Annotated in this window: 19 protein-coding genes and 1 pseudogene; 9 read left to right on the plus strand and 11 right to left on the minus strand. The window is 64.8% G+C overall.

The features are described 5' to 3' along the window. Positions 1 to 346: 346 nt before the first annotated feature. The 3 genes from purH to N2K99_RS04095 all read left to right on the plus strand — a co-directional run bounded on the left by purH (position 347) and on the right by N2K99_RS04095 (position 4,450). Positions 347 to 1,960, plus strand: coding sequence for a bifunctional phosphoribosylaminoimidazolecarboxamide formyltransferase/IMP cyclohydrolase (gene purH, locus N2K99_RS04085; RefSeq protein WP_227933977.1), 1,614 nt, complete (start codon positions 347 to 349; stop codon positions 1,958 to 1,960). A 217-nt stretch (positions 1,961 to 2,177) separates the two neighbouring features. Then, positions 2,178 to 3,359 (plus strand): NADP-dependent isocitrate dehydrogenase, encoded by a 1,182-nt coding sequence (locus tag N2K99_RS04090; protein WP_229952801.1) that lies wholly within the window; start codon positions 2,178 to 2,180, stop codon positions 3,357 to 3,359. A gap of 128 nt (positions 3,360 to 3,487) precedes the next feature. Then, positions 3,488 to 4,450 (plus strand): bile acid:sodium symporter family protein, encoded by a 963-nt coding sequence (locus tag N2K99_RS04095; protein WP_227933978.1) that lies wholly within the window; start codon positions 3,488 to 3,490, stop codon positions 4,448 to 4,450. A gap of 308 nt (positions 4,451 to 4,758) precedes the next feature. Here the strand turns inward: N2K99_RS04095 and N2K99_RS04100 are convergent. The 3 genes and pseudogenes from N2K99_RS04100 to N2K99_RS04110 all read right to left on the minus strand — a co-directional run. Next, positions 4,759 to 5,151: pseudogene (locus tag N2K99_RS04100) on the minus strand (Hsp20/alpha crystallin family protein); the annotation flags it as partial. Between the two features lie 205 nt (positions 5,152 to 5,356). Continuing rightward, on the minus strand, positions 5,357 to 6,826 hold the full coding sequence (locus tag N2K99_RS04105) for a glutamate--cysteine ligase (protein ID WP_227924198.1): 1,470 nt from the start codon (positions 6,824 to 6,826) through the stop codon (positions 5,357 to 5,359). A 6-nt stretch (positions 6,827 to 6,832) separates the two neighbouring features. Next, entirely contained in the window at positions 6,833 to 7,372 is a 540-nt protein-coding gene (locus tag N2K99_RS04110; RefSeq protein WP_227933979.1) for a hypothetical protein, read from the minus strand. Between the two features lie 223 nt (positions 7,373 to 7,595). On the opposite strand from N2K99_RS04110, the gene N2K99_RS04115 reads away from it, so the two are divergent. Genes N2K99_RS04115 through N2K99_RS04130 form a run of 4 tightly spaced genes read left to right on the plus strand, consistent with a single transcriptional unit; the run spans position 7,596 to position 9,661 of the window. Continuing rightward, on the plus strand, positions 7,596 to 8,369 hold the full coding sequence (locus N2K99_RS04115) for a hypothetical protein (RefSeq protein ID WP_227924200.1): 774 nt from the start codon (positions 7,596 to 7,598) through the stop codon (positions 8,367 to 8,369). Beyond that, positions 8,369 to 8,794 carry a phage holin family protein gene (locus tag N2K99_RS04120; protein WP_227933980.1) on the plus strand — a complete coding sequence of 142 codons (426 nt, stop codon included), beginning with the start codon at positions 8,369 to 8,371 and terminating at the stop codon, positions 8,792 to 8,794. Before N2K99_RS04115 ends, N2K99_RS04120 begins: the two co-directional genes overlap by 1 nt. Continuing rightward, entirely contained in the window at positions 8,791 to 9,420 is a 630-nt protein-coding gene (locus tag N2K99_RS04125; protein ID WP_227933981.1) for a DUF3618 domain-containing protein, read from the plus strand. The genes N2K99_RS04120 and N2K99_RS04125 overlap by 4 nt, the downstream gene beginning before the upstream one ends. Positions 9,421 to 9,466: 46 nt before the next feature. Next, positions 9,467 to 9,661 (plus strand): hypothetical protein, encoded by a 195-nt coding sequence (locus tag N2K99_RS04130; protein WP_227933982.1) that lies wholly within the window; start codon positions 9,467 to 9,469, stop codon positions 9,659 to 9,661. 97 nt (positions 9,662 to 9,758) lie between these two features. Here the strand turns inward: N2K99_RS04130 and N2K99_RS04135 are convergent, their stop codons facing one another. From N2K99_RS04135 to purU, 7 genes are all read right to left on the minus strand, one after another. Further along, on the minus strand, positions 9,759 to 10,850 hold the full coding sequence (locus tag N2K99_RS04135) for a Gfo/Idh/MocA family protein (protein ID WP_227924205.1): 1,092 nt from the start codon (positions 10,848 to 10,850) through the stop codon (positions 9,759 to 9,761). 203 nt (positions 10,851 to 11,053) lie between these two features. Beyond that, complete coding sequence (locus tag N2K99_RS04140) at positions 11,054 to 12,136, minus strand: sugar-binding protein (RefSeq protein ID WP_227924206.1); 1,083 nt, start codon at positions 12,134 to 12,136, stop codon at positions 11,054 to 11,056. Positions 12,137 to 12,191: 55 nt separating this feature from the next. Next, entirely contained in the window at positions 12,192 to 13,484 is a 1,293-nt protein-coding gene (mmsB, locus tag N2K99_RS04145) for a multiple monosaccharide ABC transporter permease (protein WP_227924207.1), read from the minus strand. After that, complete coding sequence (gene mmsA, locus N2K99_RS04150) at positions 13,481 to 15,052, minus strand: multiple monosaccharide ABC transporter ATP-binding protein (RefSeq protein WP_227933984.1); 1,572 nt, start codon at positions 15,050 to 15,052, stop codon at positions 13,481 to 13,483. The genes mmsB and mmsA overlap by 4 nt, the downstream gene beginning before the upstream one ends. Positions 15,053 to 15,265: 213 nt before the next feature. Further along, positions 15,266 to 16,480 carry an ROK family transcriptional regulator gene (locus N2K99_RS04155; protein ID WP_227933985.1) on the minus strand — a complete coding sequence of 405 codons (1,215 nt, stop codon included), beginning with the start codon at positions 16,478 to 16,480 and terminating at the stop codon, positions 15,266 to 15,268. A 50-nt stretch (positions 16,481 to 16,530) separates the two neighbouring features. Continuing rightward, on the minus strand, positions 16,531 to 17,058 hold the full coding sequence (locus tag N2K99_RS04160) for a gamma carbonic anhydrase family protein (RefSeq protein WP_227924210.1): 528 nt from the start codon (positions 17,056 to 17,058) through the stop codon (positions 16,531 to 16,533). 64 nt (positions 17,059 to 17,122) lie between these two features. Next, positions 17,123 to 17,992 (minus strand): formyltetrahydrofolate deformylase, encoded by an 870-nt coding sequence (purU, locus tag N2K99_RS04165; RefSeq protein ID WP_227924211.1) that lies wholly within the window; start codon positions 17,990 to 17,992, stop codon positions 17,123 to 17,125. 54 nt (positions 17,993 to 18,046) lie between these two features. Here purU and N2K99_RS04170 point away from each other — a divergent pair, with 54 nt between their 5' ends. Then, positions 18,047 to 18,586: a GNAT family N-acetyltransferase gene (locus N2K99_RS04170; protein ID WP_227924212.1), complete on the plus strand. Its 540-nt coding sequence runs from the start codon at positions 18,047 to 18,049 to the stop codon at positions 18,584 to 18,586. Here N2K99_RS04170 and N2K99_RS04175 read toward each other — a convergent pair. Then, entirely contained in the window at positions 18,561 to 19,631 is a 1,071-nt protein-coding gene (locus tag N2K99_RS04175; RefSeq protein ID WP_227924213.1) for an FAD-dependent oxidoreductase, read from the minus strand. The genes N2K99_RS04170 and N2K99_RS04175 overlap by 26 nt on opposite strands. 282 nt (positions 19,632 to 19,913) lie before the next feature. Here N2K99_RS04175 and glyA point away from each other — a divergent pair, with 282 nt between their 5' ends. Further along, positions 19,914 to 21,197 (plus strand): serine hydroxymethyltransferase, encoded by a 1,284-nt coding sequence (gene glyA, locus N2K99_RS04180; protein ID WP_308036426.1) that lies wholly within the window; start codon positions 19,914 to 19,916, stop codon positions 21,195 to 21,197. The last annotated feature ends 9 nt before the right edge of the window (positions 21,198 to 21,206 follow it).

A 21,206-nucleotide genomic window follows, 5' to 3' on the forward strand; every position in this document is an offset into this window, starting at 1 on the left:
GGAACGCGGGATACCCGTGTCCGATTTACGGCGAAAAGAGTACGACGGCGCCGGGCATGGCCTGCGCACTGTCCTCGGGGTCCAGCCATCGCTGTTGGATTCGGTTCGACCGCTTGCGCCGCCAGCGGGCCGCACAGTAGTCAGCCACACCACGGCTGCGGCCCTCTGGGGAATGTGGCTGCCGAGCCGCTTGGAATCCGGCCCCCTGCACTTGACCCGGCCACTGGAAAACGGGTCCGAGACGGGTTGTTACACGGAGTCCGGGGACCGAAACGAAGCGAAGGCATAAACTTCTCGTGGGCCGCACGGCCTGCGCACCGATCATCGAACACTTGGAGTGTCAGTTGTGAGCAATCCCGTCCTTGACCGTGTTCCCATCCGCCGGGCCCTGATCTCGGTGTACAACAAGACGGGCCTGACGGAACTCGCGCAGGGCCTTGCGGCAGCCGGCGTCAGCATCGTCTCCACCGGTTCCACCGCAAAGCAGATTGCCGCAGCGGGCGTAGAGGTCACTGAGGTCGCGGAAGTCACCGGCTTCAAGGAATGCCTGGACGGACGCGTCAAGACGCTTCACCCGCGGGTCCATGCCGGAATCCTCGCCGACCGCCGCCGCGAGGACCACATTGCCCAGCTGGAGGAAATGGAGATTGAACCCTTCGACCTCGTGGTGGTGAACCTCTACCCGTTCGTGGAGACCGTCCGCTCCGGCGCCGGCCAGGACGAAGTGGTGGAACAGATCGACATCGGCGGCCCCTCCATGGTCCGCGCCGCGGCGAAAAACCACCCCTCGGTGGCTGTGGTGGTGGACCCCAACAAGTACTCCGACGTTGTCACCGCGGCAGCCGAAGGCGGATTCGCCTTGGCGGAACGACGCCGGCTGGCCGCCGAAGCTTTCGCGCACACCGCTGCCTATGACACCGCCGTTGCCACCTGGACGGCAGAGCAGTTCGGCGACGGCACCGAAGACGGCACCAAATGGCCGGCCTACACCGGGCTTTCCCTGGAACGGGCCGAAGTGCTGCGTTACGGGGAAAACCCGCACCAGGACGCCGCGCTTTACGTGGACAAGGGTGCCGAACCCGGCGTCGCCCAGGCCGACCAGCTGCACGGCAAGGCCATGTCCTACAACAACTACGTGGACGCCGACGCCGCCCTGCGCGCAGCCTTCGACTTCACGGAACCGGCCGTCGCCGTCGTCAAGCATGCCAACCCGTGCGGCATTGCCGTGGCCTCGCCCGGCGCCGCGGACCCTATCGCGGAAGCGCACGCCAAGGCCCATGCCTGCGATCCCGTCTCGGCCTTCGGCGGAGTCATTGCCGCCAACCGCACGGTCACGGCCGGCATGGCCCGGTCCGTGAAGGAGATTTTCACGGAGGTGGTGATCGCCCCTGACTTCGAGCCGGAAGCCGTGGAGATCCTCTCGGCGAAAAAGAACATCCGCCTCCTGACGCTGCCGGACGGCTACGGGCGCAACAACACCGAATTCCGGCAGGTATCCGGGGGCGTCCTGGTGCAGAAGGCGGACCGGCTGCAGGCCGAGGGTGATGACCCCGCAAACTGGACGCTTGCAGCTGGCGAGGCCGCTGACGAATCGACGCTGGCCGATCTGGCCTTCGCATGGTCCGCCGTGCGTGCAGCCAAGTCCAATGCCATCCTCCTGGCGAAGGACGGCGCTTCGGTGGGTGTGGGCATGGGGCAGGTCAACCGGGTCGATTCCTGCCGGCTCGCCGTCGAACGTGCCAATACGCTCGGCGGTCCCGGTGAGGAACGGGCCCTCGGCTCGGTAGCCGCGTCGGACGCGTTCTTCCCCTTTGCGGACGGCCTGCAGATCCTGGCCGACGCCGGTGTCCGCGCGGTGGTGCAGCCGGGCGGATCGGTCCGGGACAACGAAGTGATTGAAGCGGCGGCGACGGCCGGCATCACCATGTACTTCACGGGTGCGCGGCACTTCTTCCACTGAAGTCCGCCTGGAACGGCAAGGCGGTGCAGGTAATGCGCCGCCTTGCTGTTTAGGGCGCGGATAGTGGGCTGTGGCATAGTTGAACTCAAATAAAAGCCAAAAAGACGGGTTCCGTCATGCCACAAGACATGCTCCGGTGCCCACCAACACACAAGGAGATCGTGTGGCTGAGAAAATTAAGGTTGTGGGCTCTGTAGTAGAGCTCGACGGCGACGAGATGACCCGCATCATCTGGCAGTTCATCAAGGATCGCCTGATCAACCCGTACCTCGACGTAGACCTGAAGTACTACGACCTCTCCATCCAGAACCGCGACGCGACTGATGACCAGGTGACGATCGACGCTGCCAACGCGATCAAGGAACACGGCGTAGGCGTCAAGTGCGCCACGATCACCCCCGACGAAGCACGCGTCGAGGAATTCGGCCTGAAGAAGATGTGGGTCTCCCCGAACGGGACCATCCGCAACATCCTGGGCGGCGTGGTCTTCCGCGAACCGATCATCATCTCCAACATCCCGCGCCTGGTCCCGGGCTGGAACAAGCCGATCATCATCGGCCGCCACGCGCACGGCGACCAGTACAAGGCCACGAACTTCAAGGTTCCCGGTGCCGGTACCCTGACGCTGACCTACACGCCCGCCGACGGCAGCGAAGAAATCAAGCAGCAGGTTGTTACGTACAACGAAGATGGCGGCGTCGCCATGGGTATGTACAACTTCAACGATTCCATCAAGGACTTCGCACGCGCTTCCTTCGCCTACGGCCTGCAGCGTAACTACCCGGTGTACCTCTCCACCAAGAACACGATCCTGAAGGCCTATGACGGCCAGTTCAAGGACCTGTTCCAGGAAGTCTTCGACGCCGAGTTCAAGGACCAGTTCGAAGCAGCCGGCCTCACTTACGAGCACCGCCTGATCGATGACATGGTTGCCTCCGCGATGAAGTGGGAAGGCGGCTACGTCTGGGCCTGCAAGAACTACGACGGCGACGTCCAGTCCGACACAGTGGCACAGGGCTTCGGCTCGCTGGGCCTCATGACCTCCGTGCTGATGACCCCGGACGGCCAGACCGTCGAGGCCGAAGCTGCACACGGTACGGTTACCCGCCACTACCGCCAGCACCAGCAGGGCAAGCCCACCTCCACGAACCCGATCGCCTCGATCTTCGCGTGGACCCGTGGCCTGATGCACCGCGGCAAGCTGGACAACACCCCCGAGGTCATCAACTTCGCCGAGACCCTTGAAGACGTTGTCATCAAGACGGTCGAATCCGGCAAGATGACCAAGGATCTGGCACTGCTGGTCGGCCCGGACCAGGCCTACCTGACCACGGAAGAGTTCCTCGCCGCTCTGGACGAGAACCTCAAGGCCCGCCTGGGCGCCGAGGTTGCAGCCTAAGCATTACTGCACCAACGACGACGGCGCGCTGCCCCTTTATGGGGGCGGCGCGCCGTCGTCGTTTCCCTCCTTGTTAAGCACGCGCGTAACAACTAGCGCAGCCGCACGGGCGGTGCCACCATGTGGGGATGCCGAACTCCACCACTGCGCAGCCCGCCGCGAAGAGCGCCGAAGAGCGAAGCGCCCGCATTGCGGTAACCGTGTTCCCGCTGCTGATTGTTGCCGGGGGAGCGGTGGCCCTGTTCTTCCCGCAGACGTTCACCGGCCTGTCCGGCTACATCAACCCCGGGCTGATGCTCATTATGTTCGGGATGGGCCTGACCCTGACCCTGCCGGATTTCGCGCTGGTTCTCCGGCAGCCGCTGCCCGTCCTGCTCGGAGTGGTGGCGCAGTACCTGATTATGCCGCTGCTTGGTTTCGGTATCGCCTGGGCCCTGCAGCTCAGCCCCGAACTCGCGGCCGGCGTGATCCTGGTGGGCTGTGCACCCGGCGGCACGGCGTCGAACGTGGTGACGTACCTGGCCCGCGGCAATGTAGCCCTTTCCGTCGCCATGACGTCGGTTTCCACACTCCTTGCGCCGCTGCTGACCCCGCTCCTCGCGCTCTGGCTCGCCGGCCGGTACATGGCAGTGGACGCCGGGTCGATGGCATGGTCCATTGTCCAGATTGTGTTGATCCCGGTGGTGCTGGGCCTGGCGATCCGGTATCTGGCACCCCGGGCGGTGGACCGGGTCCTGCCCGTCCTGCCCTGGATATCGGTGCTGGCCATTACCTTCGTGGTTATTGCCGTGGTGTCCGGCAGCGCCGAAGCCATCTTTACCGCGGGCTGGCTGATCCTGCTGGCGGTGGTGCTGCACAACGGCCTGGGACTTGGGCTGGGTTACGGCGCAGCGAAACTGTTCCGGCAGCCGATTCCCTCGCGCCGGACCATGGCCATTGAAGTGGGTATGCAGAACTCCGGACTCGCGGCGGGACTTGCGAGGCAGTACTTCGCCCCCGAAGCCGCCCTGCCTGCAGCGGTCTTCTCGGTCTGGCACAACGTCAGCGGTGCCGTGATGGCAGCCATCTGGCAGCGGCGCCCCACCAGCTGACTGTCTGGCCTGTTAGGCCCACCGCAGCTGACCGAACGCCCGTGGCGCGGCGCAGGCCCCGGACCTGCTGTCCGGGGCCTGCGCCGGTTGTGCCGGCCGTTCTGCGGCTAGATGCCCGCGCCCCGATCGCCGGACGACGACTGCCCGCCCGAACCGGATGATCCGGAACCGGATGACCCCGAACCGCCGCTGCTCTGGCCGAACGAGCCCGGTGAGCCGGAACCGCCGGAACCCGAGCCGCCGCTGGACGAGACCGAAGCAGGCTCCGATGAAGACTGCCCGGAAATGGTGTGGCCGTCCTTGTAGGTGGCCGCCACCTCGATCTTGCGCGGCTTCGACCGTTCGCTCACCGGAATGAAGACGCTCAGCACCCCGTTCTCGTACTTCGCGGAGATCGAGTCAATATCAATGCCCTGCCCAAGATTCAGCTGGCGCAGGAAGGTCCCGCTTTCCCGTTCGCGGGTCAGCCAGGTAACCCCCTCGGTGGTGTGGATGGTCCGCTCGGCCCTGATGGTCAGCAACTGGCCGTCAACGTCCACGTCCACTGAGCCGGGGTCGATCCCCGGCAGGTCCGCGTTGAGGATGTAGTGGTCGCCCTCGCGGTAGAGATCGATCGGCATCAGCCGCAACCGCTGCCGGGGATCGAGAAGGGCGCCTGCCATCCGGTCAAGCTCACGGAAAGGATCAAACTTCATCGCCATTGTCATCAACTCCTGTTGCGCCGGTACCCGCCGGGCACCGGCGGTTGGAATGCCGTTGTTGGAAAAGGGTCGATAAAGGTTGAGTCGTCCTGACTCAACGATGGAATTTACGCTAGCACTCGACACTTTTGAGTGCTAGGTTCGCGGCCGATTTTGCCGGCAGGCGCCCGGTTATCGCACAGTCAGCCGAGCGGCCAGGGCTCAGTCAGCCGAGTGGCCAGGAATGGACGGCCGCATTGGTGTGCATGTTCTCCCAGTAGAGCCGGGAGAGCTCAGCCAGGGCCGCCGGCCGCGGCATCCCGGCGTCCTCGAGGCGGCGCAGCGTGGCGATCTGCCAAGCCGCACCGTTCTGCTCCGTGCGGGCACGTTCGGCCACCACGGTCAGGTATCGGTCGATCAGGGAAGAATCCACTTTCAGTTCCCTCAGGCCCTCGGCGGCCTGCGGAATCAGGTGGCGCACAATCAGTTCGGCCACCGGAATCTCGCCGATGCCCGGCCAGTAGACGGCTGCCTCCAGTCCGTGCCGGGCGCAGGCCAGGAAGTTGTCCGACGCCGTCTTGAAGGCAATGCGGCTCCACAGCGGCCGGTCAGCTGTGCGGATGTACTCCACGAGCCCATAGTAGAACGCGGCGTTGGCGACCACGTCCAGGACGGACGGGCCGGCCGGCAGCACGCGGTTCTCCAGGCGCAGGTTGGGTGTGCCGCTGCCGGGGTCGTAGATCGGCCGGTTCCAGCGGTAGACCGTGCCGTTGTGCAGACGCAGTTCCGGCAGCAGCGGGGCACCGAAAGGGGTGGCTTCGGTTCCGTTGCCGGACAACTCCGGAAGCAGGGCCGGGAAGTAGCGGACATTCTCTTCGAAGAGATCGAAGATCGAGGTAATCCACCTTTCCCCGAACCAGACACGGGGGCGTACGCCTTGGTTGCGCATTTCCGGCGGCCGGGTGTCTATGGCCTGTTTGAAGAGTTCAATCCGGGTCTCGTGCCACAGCACGTGTTCCATGAAGATGGGCGAATTGGCGGCAAGGGCAACCTGCGGGCCGGCGATCATCTGCGCCGCGTTCCAGGCGGGGGCAAACTGTTCGGGTGAGACTTCCAGATGCAGCTGGACCGAAGTGCACGCAGCCTCCGGCGCGATGTTCTGTGCGTAGAAGGACAACGGCTCCGGGCCTGACAGATCGAGGAGGACGTCTTCTCCCCGGGCCTGGAGGACTGACGTGTTCAGGGCGGCATAACGCTGCCCGCTGCTGAGCCAGTCCCATCCGTCCATGAAGCGGGGGGTCAGGGTGGGGAGGATGCCCACCATCATGATGTCTGCCGCTTCCTGGGCGGCCCGCTCATCGGCACGGTTGAGCTGTGCCCGGAGGCTGTCCTCGAGCTCCTTCAACCCGAACTGTGCCACCGACATTGCGGGGTGGTTCATCTCGATGTTGAAGGCGCCGATTTCGGTCTGGAAGGCCGGATCGGCGATTCGCTCAAGGACAGCCGTGTTGCGGAGGGCTGGGGAGAAATCGCGGTTGGTCAGGTTCAGCTCCAGTTCCAGGCCAATGCTGGCCGTGTCCGCAAACTGCGCGGTGGAAAGGAAGTGAGCGAAGTGGTCCAGGTTTTCCAGCAAACGCTGCCGGTAAGCCGTGCGCTGCGCCCGGCTGAAGGTCCTGCTCGTAACTTCTGCGCCCATTGCCCGTTACTTCTTTTTCAGGCCCTTGAGGACATTGGCCGGCCGTTGCATTTCTCCGTGCTGGGCGCCCATCACAATCACCGCCCCCGAAAGCACGGGGATGCTCCATTGCAGGACCTTCAGCTGGCGCTGGGCCGACTTCAGTTCTTTGGATGCGCCCTCGCGGGGTTCCGTAGCCCCTTGGCTGCCCTGCTCCGAGAGCTTTCCTACCTTGCCGCCCAAGATGCCTGAATAGAGGGTGACTACCGCAGCGAGGGCCGTTACGGCAGCCTTGTAGGCGGTGAGGGAGCCAACCCCCTCCTGCTTGGAGACCCGGGTTTTGTTGTCGCCGATGAGTGCGAGTCCGGCCAGGAAGTGCAATCCGATTGCTCCGGCCTGCACGGGGGCCCACTTCTTCCAGCCAAGGGCGGACAGCCGGGTTCTTTCAGTGGGATCCTTGGCCTCCGCAGTTGCTCCGTTAAGTCCGACGGCGCCCATCAGGGAACCGCCGAACCAAGCCGCCGCTGTGAGGTCATGGACAGATCGTGCTACTAGGTTTGCAGCCAATGTGATGCTCCTGTGCGTTGGGGACTGCCCTGCCGGATTATTCGGCAGGGAACGGGGTCCGCGGGCTCTTCTGATCGGTGCAAAAAGAAAACCACGCACAGAATCCAATAGCAAGGGCACTTACAATCCTAACACGCTACACATTCGTAACTAAGTGTGCTTATTATCTTGGTACGGACCATCCGATCTTGATCAGCAGTTGCTATGACGAAAGAGAGCGATGATGACAGAGAACTTCACTCCGCGCGACGGAAGCCATGCAGCATCCCCGGCCGGAGGCACGAACGACGACTCCACGGCCGCAGCGAAGGCCGATGCGGCCAAGCAGCAGGCAGGTGACATCGCCCAGCAGGCCAAGGGCAACGCCGCTCAGGTAGCGGACACCGCCAAGTCTGAAGCAGCGGGTGTTGCCTCCGAGGTAAAGACCAACGCCAAGGACCTGTTTACCCAGGCCCGTTCCGATCTCACCGAGCAGGCAGGTACCCAGCAGCAGAAGGTGGCTGAAGGCCTTCGCTCGATGGCGGATGAACTGCACTCCATGGCTCAGTCCGGCCAGTCCGGGGTAGCCGCCGATCTCGTCGGTCAGGCAGCCAGCCGTGCGTCGTCGGCCGCCACGTGGCTCGACGGCCGCGATCCCGGATCCCTGCTGGACGAAGTCAAGGGCTTTGCCCGCCAGCGCCCGGTCGCCTTCCTCGCCATCGCAGCCGGAGCCGGTTTCCTGGCAGGCCGCCTCAACAAGGGCCTCAGCGCAGGCCTCCCGACTCAGGGCACGTCCGGATCCGCCGGCCAGCACGTGGGGCCGCCCGTTCCGCCCGTGACGCCTGTCCCACAGGCACCGGCGGCACAGCCCACGGTCGGCACCGCCGGAACCAACGATCCGTTCGGCACCGAACCGGTCCGCCAGCCGGGTACGGGTCCTGCCTCGGCCCAGACTCTTCCGCCCACCCCCTCCACCGGCGTTCCGGCAGCTGATCCCTACAGCGGTGGTCGGCACTGATGAGTACCGAACTCCCTCCCACACCCGCGCAGGCTAAGGCTGAATCTACGTCCCTGGGCGATTTGCTCGGCCAGGTGACGCAGGATATGTCCACCCTCATGCGTCAGGAAGTGGAGCTGGCGAAGGTCGAACTGAAGCAGTCCGCAACCCGCGCAGGAACGGGTGCCGGAATGTTCGCCGGAGCGGCCCTCGCAGGGTACTTCGTACTCCTCTTCCTCTCGGTCGCCCTGTGGTACGCACTGGGCACGACGGCTATCGGCTTCGGCTGGTCCGCAGTGATCGTGGCGGTTATCTGGGGCATCGTCGCTGCCGTCCTCGCCTCCCGCGGACGCACGGAAATGAAGAAGATCAAGGGCATGCCGCAGACGTCAGAGACGCTGCAGGAGATCCCCCAGACTATGAAACCAAGCGAGGAAACACGATGAGTGAAAACCCGGATGAGATCCGCGCCGACATCGAAGCAACCCGCCGGCGCCTAGGCACCAACGTGGACGCCGTGGCGGACAAGGTAACTCCTTCCCACATCGTTCAGCGCCAGACGGACAAGATGAAGGACAAAGTACTCGGAGTGAAGGACAAGGTGATGGGTGTGGCCGATTCAGTAGGTAACAGCGCAGGCAATACCGGCAGCAACATCGGCGGCAGTGTTTCCGATATGGGCAGCAGTGTTTCGGACGGCATGTCTGCCGCCGGCTCCGCTGTCCAGGGTGCACCGGCGAAGCTCGCGGGCCAGACGCAGGGCAACCCCATCGCCGCAGGCCTGATTGCCTTCGGCGCCGGCCTGCTGGCGGCAACGCTGATCCCCGCCAGCGACAAGGAGCGCGTCGCTGCTGACAACATCAAGACAGCCGCGCAGCCGATGACCGAGGAACTGGCCGGAGCAGCCAAGGAAATGGCCGAGGGCCTCAAGGAACCGGCTCAGGAAGCGGTTGAGAACATCAAGGCCACTGCCACGGACGCCGCGCAGAACGTGAAGTCCGAAGGCCAGGCAGCCGCCTCGGACGTAAAGGATTCCGCTTCCGAAGCGCCGCAGAACGTGAAGAACGCCTAGCAGGCACCAAACCGCAGCGCGCGGCCACTCAGCAAAGGAGTACCTGATGCAGATCGACAAGCAGCAGATTATCGAATTTCTGAAGAATCGCGGCGACAGCTCGAAGGCAGGTCAGGCGGAGTCCGACCTGCCGGAGAAGGTGGATACCGAGCGCGACTCGGGTCTGCTGGACAAACTGGGTATAAATCCCAAGGACCTGCTCGGGAAACTTCCGGGCGGCCTGAGCGGTCTGGGCGGCTAGCACAGCACTGAAAACGACGACGGCGGTGCCGCACCTGCAAAGGGTGCGGCACCGCCGTCGTTTTTTAGTGCCTTCTCAGCCGCTGCGCGTCAACGCATCAGTCAGCGGGGACAGTGGCCTTGTCATTGGCGTACAGCACGCCGATCTGCGCCCGTACAGCGTCAAAGAGCCGCATGGTCCGCAGGGAGTCCGCCCACGTCATGGTGGGGCTTTCCACCATGCCCGCCTGGATGCAGCGGGTCACCTCACGCAGCTCGTACGCGTAGCCGTTGCCGACCTGCGGGAACCTCTCCACGCGGGCCTCTCCGTCCTGCGGAACGATGGTCAGCTCCACCGGGTTATGCAGGGGTGCACCGGTGCGGAGCCAGCCCTTGGTGCCGGAAATAACAGCGGTCCGCGGGCAGGAGGAGACCAGCGACGAGGTCAGCTGTGCCAGACCGCCGGACGGGTACCCGAGCGTCAACGCGTTCTGTGTGTCCACGCCGTCGGCGTTGATGCTGCCTACTGCATGGACCGTCTCCGGGTAGCCCAGTGCGCCGAGGGCAAAGGTGAGCGGATAGACCGTCAGGTCCAGCAGTGCTCCTCCGCCCGCCGCCGGGTCCCAGAGCCTGCTGGCAGGGTCATACGGTGCCGGGAAGCCCAGGTCTGCCTGCACCCAGTTGATGTCCCCGAGTTCACCCGAGGCAATGAGTTCCCAGATGCGGTTGATGCAGGGAAGGAACCGGGTCCAGACCGCTTCCATGAGGAACAGGTTGCGGGACCGGGCCAGTTCGATCAGGTCCTGGGTTTCGCGGGCATTGATGGTCAGCGACTTTTCGCACAGTACGTGTTTGCCGGCCTCCAGGGCACGCCGGGCTATCCGATAGTGCTGGGCGTGCGGGGTCCCGATGTAGACGACGTCGACATCGGGATCGGCAAAGAGCAGGTCGTAGCCCGAGGCATCGTCCGAGTCGAAGTAGCTGCTGGCGAAGCCGAAGCGGGCGGCGAACTCCTCCGCCGAGGCCTGCCGGCGGGAACTGACCGCCTGCAGGACAGCGTCCTCCAACCGGGCAATGTCTTCAGTGACACGCTCGGCAATGTTTCCGGTGGCGACTACGCCCCAGCGCAGGGTCCGTCCCGTGGATTGGACGGGACTGGGAGCTCCCGGCTGGACACAGGGCGGGGTGGGTATGTGTTGAACGGCAGTCATGGTCCTCGTCTTCCGCGTCGTTGCAGGGAGTACCCCTACTCTATGGTCGCCCCCGGCCGAGGCCTAGGGGTGGACTCCGAGCCCGTGCGGCACGAAGTGCAGGCGACCGGTGTGTGAAACAGGGTGGAACAGGCGTGGAACAGCCCGGGTCTCCGCTGAGGGATACCCGGGCTGTTCCGCCCCGAGGGGCAGTGAATGCGTGCTTACTTGGTCAGCTCGGAGAGCGTGGGGTCATTCTCGTAGGCCTCGGCAGCGTTGGCCTTGGTGACGATGACCGGTTCCAGCAGGTAGCTCTCGACTACCTTCTTGCCGTTGTCGTAGCTCTCGTCGTCGTTGATTTCGACCTCTTCGCCGGCGCCCAGTGCCTTGACCATGTCAATGCTCTGGTTCACCAGGTTGCGGGTGTCCTTGTTGATGGTGGAGTACTGCTTGCCTTCCATGATCAGCTTGACGGATTCCACCTCGGAGTCCTGGCCGGTGATGACGGGCAGCGCCTTGCCGGCGCCGGTGACCGAGGTCAGGACGGCGCGGGCCAGGGTGTCATTGGGGGAGAGGACGCCGTCCAGCTCCTGGGAGGCGTAGTTGCTGGAGAGCAGGGTGTCCATGCGCTTCTGGGCGTTCTCCGCCTTCCAGCCCTGGGTGACGGCCTGGTTGAACTCGGTCTGGCCGGAACCGACCACGAGGTTTCCTGCTTCGATCTCCGGCTGGAGGATATCCATGGCGCCGTCGAAGAAGACCTGGGCGTTGGCGTCATCCGGGGAGCCGGCGAACAGCTCAATGTTGTACGGACCTTCGGGCTTCTTCTCCTTCAGCCCGTCCAGCAGGGCCTGCCCCTGCAGCTGGCCGACCTTGAAGTTGTCGTAGGCCACGTAGTAGTCAACGTTTTCGGTGTTGGTCAGCAGGCGGTCGTAGGCGATGACGGTGATGCCGGCATCCTTGGCATCCTGCAGCTGCGAGCCGAGCTGGCTGCCGTCGATGGCACCCACAATCAGGACCTCGACACCGTTGGTGATCATGGAGCTGATCTGGTTCTGCTGTTCGGACACGCCGCCGTTGGCGAACTGGACCTGGCCTTCGTAGCCGGCTTCCTTGAGGCCGTCGTTGAAGAGGGTCTCTGCCAGCACCCAGTTCTCCGAGGTCTTCTGCGGCAGCGCGACGCCGATGGATGCCCCGTCTTCGAAGCCTTCTTCGGCGCCGGAAGCGGTTTCTTCGGTGCGGCCGCAGGCGGACAGCGACAACGCTGCCACCGTTGCCGCAACGGCGAAGGACTTTGCGAATTTACGCATGGTGTTCTCTTTCTGAATAGCGGTCGTGGAAATAGTGGGGAGTAAGTGGTGCGGTCTAGGCGTCAGTGGAGATGACGGTCTTGGTGCCCGTGGGCATTTCCGGGGTGGCGTCGACGACGGCGGGGGCCGGCTTGGGCTTGTTGCCGCCGAAGTTGCGCATCAGCAGTCCGGTGATGGAGGGCTTGCCCTGGGTCTTGTTGTAGACGTCCAGGGCCACGGCCAGGAGCAGGACAAGGCCCTTGATCATGGAGGTCATATCGGCACCGACGCCCAGCAGCTGCAGGCCGTTGTTCAGCACTGCCATAACGAGGCCGCCGACGATGGAACCGACCACGGTGCCCACGCCGCCGGAGACAGCGGCGCCTCCGATGAAGACGGCCGCAATGGCGTCCAGTTCCCAGTTGGTGCCGTCGAACGGTCCGGAGGCGGTGGAGCGGGCCACGAAGATCATGCCGGCCAGCGCAGCCAGGATGGACATGTTCATCATGACCATGAAGTTCACCTTCTTGCCCTGCACGCCGGAGAGCTCGGCCGCGTGCCGGTTGCCGCCCACCGCGTAGACGTGGCGGCCGAAGATGGTCTTATTGGAGACGAAACCGTAGAACAGGACCAGGACGCCGAGGATGATGCCCGAGACCGGGAAGGACGTGCCCGGCCGGCCGGTGGCGAACATGTACGTGGCGTAGAGGATGACGGCGCAGAGCAGACCGATCTTGACCACGGGCACCCAGGCAGGCGGGTTGGCGGTGCCCAGCTTGGCGTTGCGGGAACGCTTGCGCATTTCGCCGTAGATCACTGCGGCGCACAGGATCAGGCCCAGCAGCAGCGTCAGGTTGTTGTACCCGGGGATCGGGCCGCCCTCGGGCAGGTAGCCGGCGCCGATGAACTGGAATTCGGACGGGACAGGAACCGTGTTGGACTTGCCCACCCACTGGTTGGCTCCGCGGAAGATCAGCATGCCCGCCAGCGTCACGATGAATGCAGGTATGCCGATGTACGCGACCCAGAAGCCCTGCCAGGCACCGATGGCCGCACCCACCGCCAGGCCCAGGATGATGCCCATGTACCAGGGCAGGCCCCAGTCCCGCATGGCCATCGCGACGACGATGCCAGAGAACGCTGCGACGGATCCCACCGAAAGGTCGATGTGGCCGGCAATGATCACGAAGACCATTCCCACGGCGAGGATCAGGATGTAGGAGTTGCCGTTGAACAGGTTGATCATGTTCGTGGGTGTCAGGGTCTTGCCCCCGGTGAGGACCTGGAACAGGCCGACCAGGATGGCCAAGGCGAAGATCATCCCGAATTGGCGGCCGTTGCCGCCCAGGAGTTGCTTGATGGCGTTCATGAAAGTGTTCCTTGAGTGGCGTAGTCGGCGGGCTTCCGGGCGGGGGAGGTCATGAGCCTCATGAGGTTCTCCTGGTTGGCCTCCGCCTTGGAGACCTCGCCGGTGATCGCCCCTTCGAAGATGGTGTAGATGCGGTCCGAGAGGCCCAGGAGCTCGGGGAGCTCCGAGGAAATCACGATGACTCCCTTGCCCTGGTTCGCGAGCTGCTGGATGATTCCGTAGATTTCGTACTTGGCGCCCACATCGATGCCGCGGGTCGGTTCGTCCAGGATCAGCAGGTCCGGGTCGGTGAACATCCACTTGGCCAGGACAACCTTCTGCTGGTTGCCGCCGGAGAGCTTGGAAACGCCCTCATCTACAGTGGGTGCCTTGGTGCGCAGGCTCTTGCGGTATTCCTCCGCGTAGCGGAACTCGGCGTCGTTGTCGACAACAAGCCCGCGGGTGATCTTCTTCAGGTCAGCCGAAACGGTAGTGGCCTTGATGTCGTCCAGGAGGTTCAGGCCCAGGGTCTTACGGTCCTCAGTGACGTAGGCCAGGCCATGGTTAATCGCGGAGTGCACCGTCTTGAGGGTGATCTCCTTGCCGTCCTTGATGATCTGGCCGGAAATGAAGTTGCCGTAGGAGCGGCCGAAGATTGACCGGACCAGTTCGGTGCGCCCGGCGCCCATAAGACCGGCGAAGCCGACGATTTCCCCGCGGCGGACGTGGAAGTTCGAGCCCTTGCAGACCAGGCGGTCCGGGACGGTCGGATGCCCCACGGTCCAACCGCGGACCTCGAAGAACGTTTCACCGATCGTCGGGGTGTGGTCCGGGAACCGGGACTCCAGCGAACGGCCAACCATGCCGCGGATGATGCGGTCTTCGTCCGCGCCTTCGGCGGCGACGTCGATCGTCTCGACGGAGCGGCCGTCGCGGATGATGGTGATGGAATCCGCAATCTGCTCAATCTCATTGAGCTTGTGCGAGATCATGATGCAGGAGATGCCCTTGTCCCGCAGGCCGGACATCAGGCCCAGCAGGTGCTGGGAATCGGTCTCGTTGAGCGCTGCGGTGGGCTCGTCGAGGATCAGCAGCTGTACCCGCTTGTTCAGTGCCTTGGCGATCTCCACCAGCTGCTGCTTGCCCACGCCCAGATCCTTGATGGGCGTGGTGGGGTCTTCCTGGAGTCCGACCCGTTCCATGAGGTCCAGGGTGTCGAAGTTGACCTTGTCCCAGTCGATGACGCCGAACCGGGTGGGTTCATTGCCCAGGAAAATGTTCTCGGCGATGGAGAGTTCGGGAATCAGCGCCAGTTCCTGGTGGATGATGACAATTCCCGCGGCTTCGCTGGACCGGATATCCCGGAACTGGACGGGCTTGCCCTGGAAGACAATTTCTCCGGTGTATGTGCCGTGGGGGTAGACGCCGGAGAGGACCTTCATCAGCGTGGATTTTCCTGCGCCGTTTTCTCCGCAGATGGCGTGGATTTCGCCGGCCCGGACGTTGAGGGCCACATCCGCGAGGGCCTTGACGCCGGGGAACTCCTTGGTGATGGAGTGCATTTCCAGAATGAATGGACTAGCCGGCATGCGCATTGTCCCTGCCGTGATGGCAGGGAGCGCGCCGCGCGCCGACTGCCGGAGCTGCTTCTGCTCGCATGAGTGCCTCCGTGTGACCTCTTTGTCGTGATACGGCCCACAGAGTGGGCCGGTAAGGAAGTTACCACGGTCACAGGCACTGCCGTCAAGTCTTGAACGCAAGAGCGGCGGTTTCGGGTAGTTTTTGGTTCGCCCGGGCAAGTACTACGCTGCCGCGGTTCCCTGCTCCTGGAGGACCAGTGCCGCTGCCCCCAGGGCTTCGGCGCGGTCCCCGAGCGAGGACATAAGCACGGTGGAGGTTTCGCCGACAAGGGGGACGGCGTGCCGCAGCAGGCCGCGGCGGATCGGGTCCAGGAAGGTGTCGCCGAGGTCGGTCAGCGACCCGCCGATGATGATGAGTTCCGGGTTCAGGGTATTCGCGAGGTTGGCGGCGGCGCGGCCGACCGCGACGCCGGCATCGTCAATGACGCGCAGGGTGGCCGGGTCCTTTGCCGCGGCCCGCGAGAGGATGTCGGCGGTGGTGATGTTGTCCTTGGAGGCGCGGCTCAGCAGTTCGATCATGATGGAGGTCGAGGCGATGGTTTCCAGGCAGCCCCGGTTGCCGCACCGGCAGATCAGCCCTTGGTCGAAGATGGTGGCGTGGCCGATTTCCCCGGTGATGCCGACATTGCCGTAGTAGAGCGAACCGTTGATGACCAACCCGGCGCCGATGCCGGAGGCAACCTTGATGAAGATCAGGTTTTCGCTGCAGCCGTGCGGTCCCCAGGTGACTTCCGCCAGCGCCCCGAGGTTGGCGTCATTGTCGATGAAGACCGGGACACCCAGCCGGTCGGCGAGGTCTTCGCGCATGTTGATCCCCACCCATTCGGGAAGGATTGCGCCCTGGACCACTGTGCCCGTGCGCCGGTCGATGGGGCCGGGGATGCCGACGCCGGCACCCAGGACGGCGCTGCGGTCCACCCCCTGCCGGCGCAGCAGCCGGGCCAGCAGGGCCGCAGCGGCATCCATGCCCTCTGCCGCGGAGTGGCCCAGCGGAAGCTGGACGGACTCCTCCTGCAGGATCCGGTGGCCGAGCGAAGCCAGGATCACCCTGACGTGCCGGCGTCCGATGTCGATGCCGGCAGCAACGGCTCCCGACTCGTTGAGCCGCACCGAAAGTGCCCTCCGCCCGGAGCTGGTGGTGGGCTCGGTGATGACGAGCCGGCGCTCGCTCATATCGCCCACGATGTTGGAGACCGTGGCGCGGGATAGCCCCGTCTGGCGTGAAAGTTCCGCCTGCGTCAACGGCCCCGAGGCCAGGAGGGCCTGGATAATGCGCTGCCGGTTGCGTTCGCGCAAGGCGCTCTGTGATCCCGGATTGGGTGGGGTGGTCCCCGGTGTGCGGGTGGTCCTCAACGTCGAGGATGGGTCGGCTGGCATTATTTTAGAGTGCTACATCACACTCTTGCAGTCAAGAAGTGAACACAAGCCTAGGGCTGCGACGCTACGGCAGAGCGGTGGTCGGCAGCCGTCTGCCGGTAGTTTTCCGCGTTCGCCTTCACTCCCGCGACCTCCTCATCCGTGAGGGGCCGGCGGACCTTTGCCGGCACACCGGCTACCAGCGAGCGGGGCGGGACCACCGTTCCTTCAAGGACCAGGGCGCCGGCGGCCACGAGGGAGCCGGCGCCGATTACGGCACCGTTCATAATCGTGGCGCTCATGCCGATCAGGCAGTCATCCTCGACCGTGCAGCCGTGCACCACCGCGTTGTGGCCGATGCTGACTCGAGCGCCCACCGACGTCGGGAAGCCCGGGTCCGCGTGCAGGACCACGTTGTCCTGCAGGTTGGTTCCCGCGCCAACACGGATGCTGTTGGAGTCACCGCGGACGCAGGCGCCGTAGAAGGCGCTGGAGTCCGCGGCCATGGTGACGTCGCCAATGAGCGAAGCGGTGGGAGCGAGGAAGACGGTGGGATCGACGGCGGGGGTCTTGCCCCGGAATTCAATGATGTGTGCCATGCCACCCAGCGTAGCGCCGGCCGGAGGCCGGTTAGCGGAAGCCGGCACCCGTAGCAGGAACGGCCTAGTTGAAGACGATGGTCCGCCGGCCGTCCAGCAGGACCCGGTGCTCGGCATGCCACTGAACGGCCTTGGACAGTGCCCGCCCCTCGACGTCGCTGCCCAGGGCCGCGAGCTGGGCAGCCGAACGGGCGTGGTCCACCCGGATGACTTCCTGTTCAATGATGGGACCCTCATCCAGGTCCGAAGTTACGTAATGCGCCGTGGCGCCGATCAGCTTCACGCCCCGGGCATGCGCCTGGTGGTAGGGCCTCGCTCCCTTGAAGGAGGGCAGGAAGGAGTGATGGATGTTGATGGCACGCCCGGACAGGTCGCGGCAGAGGTCGTTGCTCAGGATCTGCATGTAGCGGGCGAGGACCACCAGCTCAATGTCCAGTTCGGCCATCAGGGCGCGCAGCCGGTCCTCCGCCTGGCCCTTGGTGTCCGGAGTGACGGGGACATAGTGGAACGGCACGCCGTAGAAGTCGGCGAGGGACTCCAGCTCGCGGTGGTTGGAGACAATGGCCGGGATATCGATCGGCAGCGTCCCCGCACGCTGCTGGAACAGCAGGTCATTGAGGCAGTGGCCGGACTTGGACGCCATGATCAGGGTCCGGGTCCGGCGGCCGGCGCGGTGCAGTTCCCAGGACATGGCAAACGCAGATGCCGTTGCAGCGAGTTCCGCATGGACCTGCTCGTAGGAGCGCGGAGAAGTGAAGTCCACGCGCATAAAGAAGGAGCCGGTTTCCCGACTGCCGAACTGCGCGGACTCGGTGATGTTGCCTTCGGCCGCCACGAGGGAAGCACTGACGGCATGGACAATGCCCGGACGGTCGGGGCAGGACAACGTCAGGGTAAAGGCGTTGGCGGCGGAGGTGTCGGGAGAAGAAATCATGTCTGTCACCCTTGCTAGGTTACCGGTTTCAGTGCCCTGACCTAGGGTGGGCACATGGATGTGATGTTCCTTCCGTTTTCTGACAAGGACGAGGGAGAGCTCGTACGTTTCCTCACTACCAATAGCTTTCCCTACCACCGGATCAAGGCGCCTTCTGAGGGGCTGGTGCGTCGCCTCCTGATCGAAGGGCGGTTCGACGGCGACGGCGTGAGTACCTTCTGGGTGTTCGGCGACAACCACCGCATGGGCCTGGTCATCCTGGAGGAGTTGGGAACGAGTACACCGGTGCTGGACCTGCGCCTGGTGGAGAAGTTCCGCGGCCGGGGCAACGGCGTACCGGTGTTGCAGGCCCTGACCGGCATGGTGTTCGACGACTACCCCGAAGCGCACCGCTTCGCGGGCCGTACGAGCGAGGACAACATCGCCATGCGCAAGACCCTGCTGAGGTCAGGCTTCGTGAAGGAAGCGCATTACCGGGAGGACTGGCCGCTGGAAGACGGGCGCAGAGTTGCCACGGTGGTTTACGCCATCCTGCGGCGGGACTGGGAGCAGGGCACGGTTACCGCCGTCAACTGGGAAGAGCTGCTTTCGTAACCGGCTGCCGCACGGCCGCAAGCGCGGCTGCACGGCCGGCGCGGGTAGCCCCCAGCGTGGAGGAGGACTCGCCGTAGCCCACCAGCAGCAGCCGGGGCTCGCGCACCACCCGTACTCCGTCCATCCGGATCCCGCCGCCGGGTTCGCGCAGGTGCAGCGGTGCCAGATGCTCCAGGGCGGCACGAAAGCCGGTGGCCCAGAGGATGGTGTCCACGGACTCCGCGGACCCGTCTGCGAAAACGACACCGGAGGTGGTCAGGCGGCCGATCGGTCCGCGCGAAACGAGCACCCCGTCCTCTATGCCCCGCCGGTATTCATCCGTCAGCGGCAGGCCCGTGGCGGAAACGACGCTCAGCGGCGGCAGGCCGGCACGGGTCCTGGCGCTGACTTTCGCTTCCACGGCCCGCCCCCACTCTGAGTCGAACGGACGGAGGGTGAATTCCGGCGGTCGGCGGGTGGACCAGACGGTTTCCACACCGGCACGTTGCAGCTGCAGCAGGAACTGCACGGCGGAGGTGCCGCCGCCCACCACAAGGACCCGCTGCCCGGCAAAGTCAGCCACGCTGCGAAAGTCCCGGGTATGCAGCTGCCGGCCGCGGAAGGATTCCCGCCCGGGGTAGTAGGGCCAATACGGCCGGTCCCACGTGCCCGTCGCGTTGATGACCGTGCGGGCTTGCCACTCGCGGCCATCCACGGCACGGACCGAGAGCCTGCCGCCGTCGCCCTCCGCCACCGCGGACACGGAAACCGGCCGGACGACGTCGAGCCCGAACTCCTGCTCATAGCGTCCGTAGTACCTGGTGACGACGGCGGAAGCGGGTTCGGCGGGATCCGGCGAGCCCAGCGGCATCCCCGGGAGGTCGTGCAGGGCGTGCGCAGCACCGAAGGTCAGCGAATCCCACCGGTGCCGCCAGGCGCCGCCCGGCCCGGGGTTCGCGTCCAGCACGGTGAATCCGGCGCCGGGCTCCAGGCCGCGGCGGCGCAGGTGATAGGCGGCGCTGAGCCCGGCCTGGCCGGCTCCGATCACGAGTATGTCCGTTTCCACCTGTGCACTCCTTCGTTCTTGAGAACCGTAACGGTCCGGGCATTGCGGCTATTCCGCTGAAGCCCTGCAGCCGGGGGACAGGTGAGGCTAGGATGGAGAGCGTCGCGACTGGCGTTAGGTGGATTACCACCAGGAAGCGGCACGGCACCCCTGCGGGGGTGTCCTAACGACCACGGATCGCACGCCTGGGCCGCGGGTCACGCGCGAAACTGTTGTGCCATGCCCGGCCTATGTCCCGACAGGTAGCCTGACCTATAGAGAACCCCTTCCCAGGAGATCCACGTGAGAGTATCCACCCAGCCCGTCACCAACGCGCCGCTTATCGATGTTGATCCCGAAATAGCAGCGGTTTTGAATGATGAATTGTCCCGCCAGCGCAGCACCCTCGAGATGATCGCCTCCGAGAACTTCGCCCCGCGCGCCGTCTTGGAAACCTCCGGCTCCGTCCTCACCAACAAGTACGCCGAGGGCTACCCCGGGCGCCGCTACTACGGCGGCTGCGAACATGTGGACGTAGCGGAGAACCTCGCCATCGAGCGGGCGAAGGCCCTGTTCGGTGCAGAGTTCGCCAACGTCCAGCCGCACTCCGGTGCGCAGGCCAATGCTGCCGCGCTCGCGGCCCTGATGGCACCGGGCGAGAAACTGATGGGTCTGAACCTGGCCCACGGCGGGCACCTTACCCACGGCATGAAACTGAACTTTTCCGGCAAGCTGTACGACGTCGCGGCCTACGGGGTGGACGAGCAGACTTACCGGGTGGACATGGATCGGGTCCGTGAACAGGCGCTGGCAGAACGCCCGCAGGTTATTGTCGCCGGCTGGTCCGCCTACCCGCGGCAGTTGGACTTCGAGGCCTTCCGCTCCATTGCCGATGAAGCCGGTGCCTATCTCTGGACCGACATGGCGCATTTTGCCGGACTGGTGGCCGCGGGACTGCACCCCAACCCGGTGCCGGTGTCCGACGTCGTCACCTCCACCGTGCACAAGACCCTTGCCGGGCCGCGCTCGGGAATGATCCTGGCGAAAAAGGAATACGCGAAGAAGCTGAACTCCGCCGTTTTCCCCGGCCAGCAGGGCGGTCCGTTGATGCACGTGATTGCCGCGAAAGCCGTGGCCTTTAAGATCGCCGGCACCGAGGAGTTCCGGGAACGGCAGGAACGCGTGCTCGAGGGTGCACGGATCATTGCCGACCGCCTGAATGCGCCCGACGTCGCCGAACACGGAGTTTCCGTGCTCACCGGCGGCACCGACGTACACCTGATCCTGGTGGACCTGCGGCACTCCGCCCTGGACGGGAAGCAGGCCGAAGACCTGCTTGATTCCGTGGGCATCACGGTGAACCGCAACTCCGTGCCGTTCGACCCGCGGCCGCCGATGGTCACGTCCGGCCTGCGGATCGGCACCCCGGCGCTCGCAACCCGGGGCTTCGGCGCAGCCGAGTTCACCGAAGTTGCCGAGATCATTGCCGCCGCACTGAAGCCCGCTCCCGACGTCGAGGCCCTCCGGGCCCGCGTGGGGGCGCTGACTGAGAACTTCCCGCTCTACCCCGGACAGGAGGAATGGTAACCGTGGAGA

The organism is Arthrobacter sp. zg-Y1110, from assembly GCF_025244865.1.
GTDB lineage: Bacteria > Actinomycetota > Actinomycetes > Actinomycetales > Micrococcaceae > Arthrobacter_B.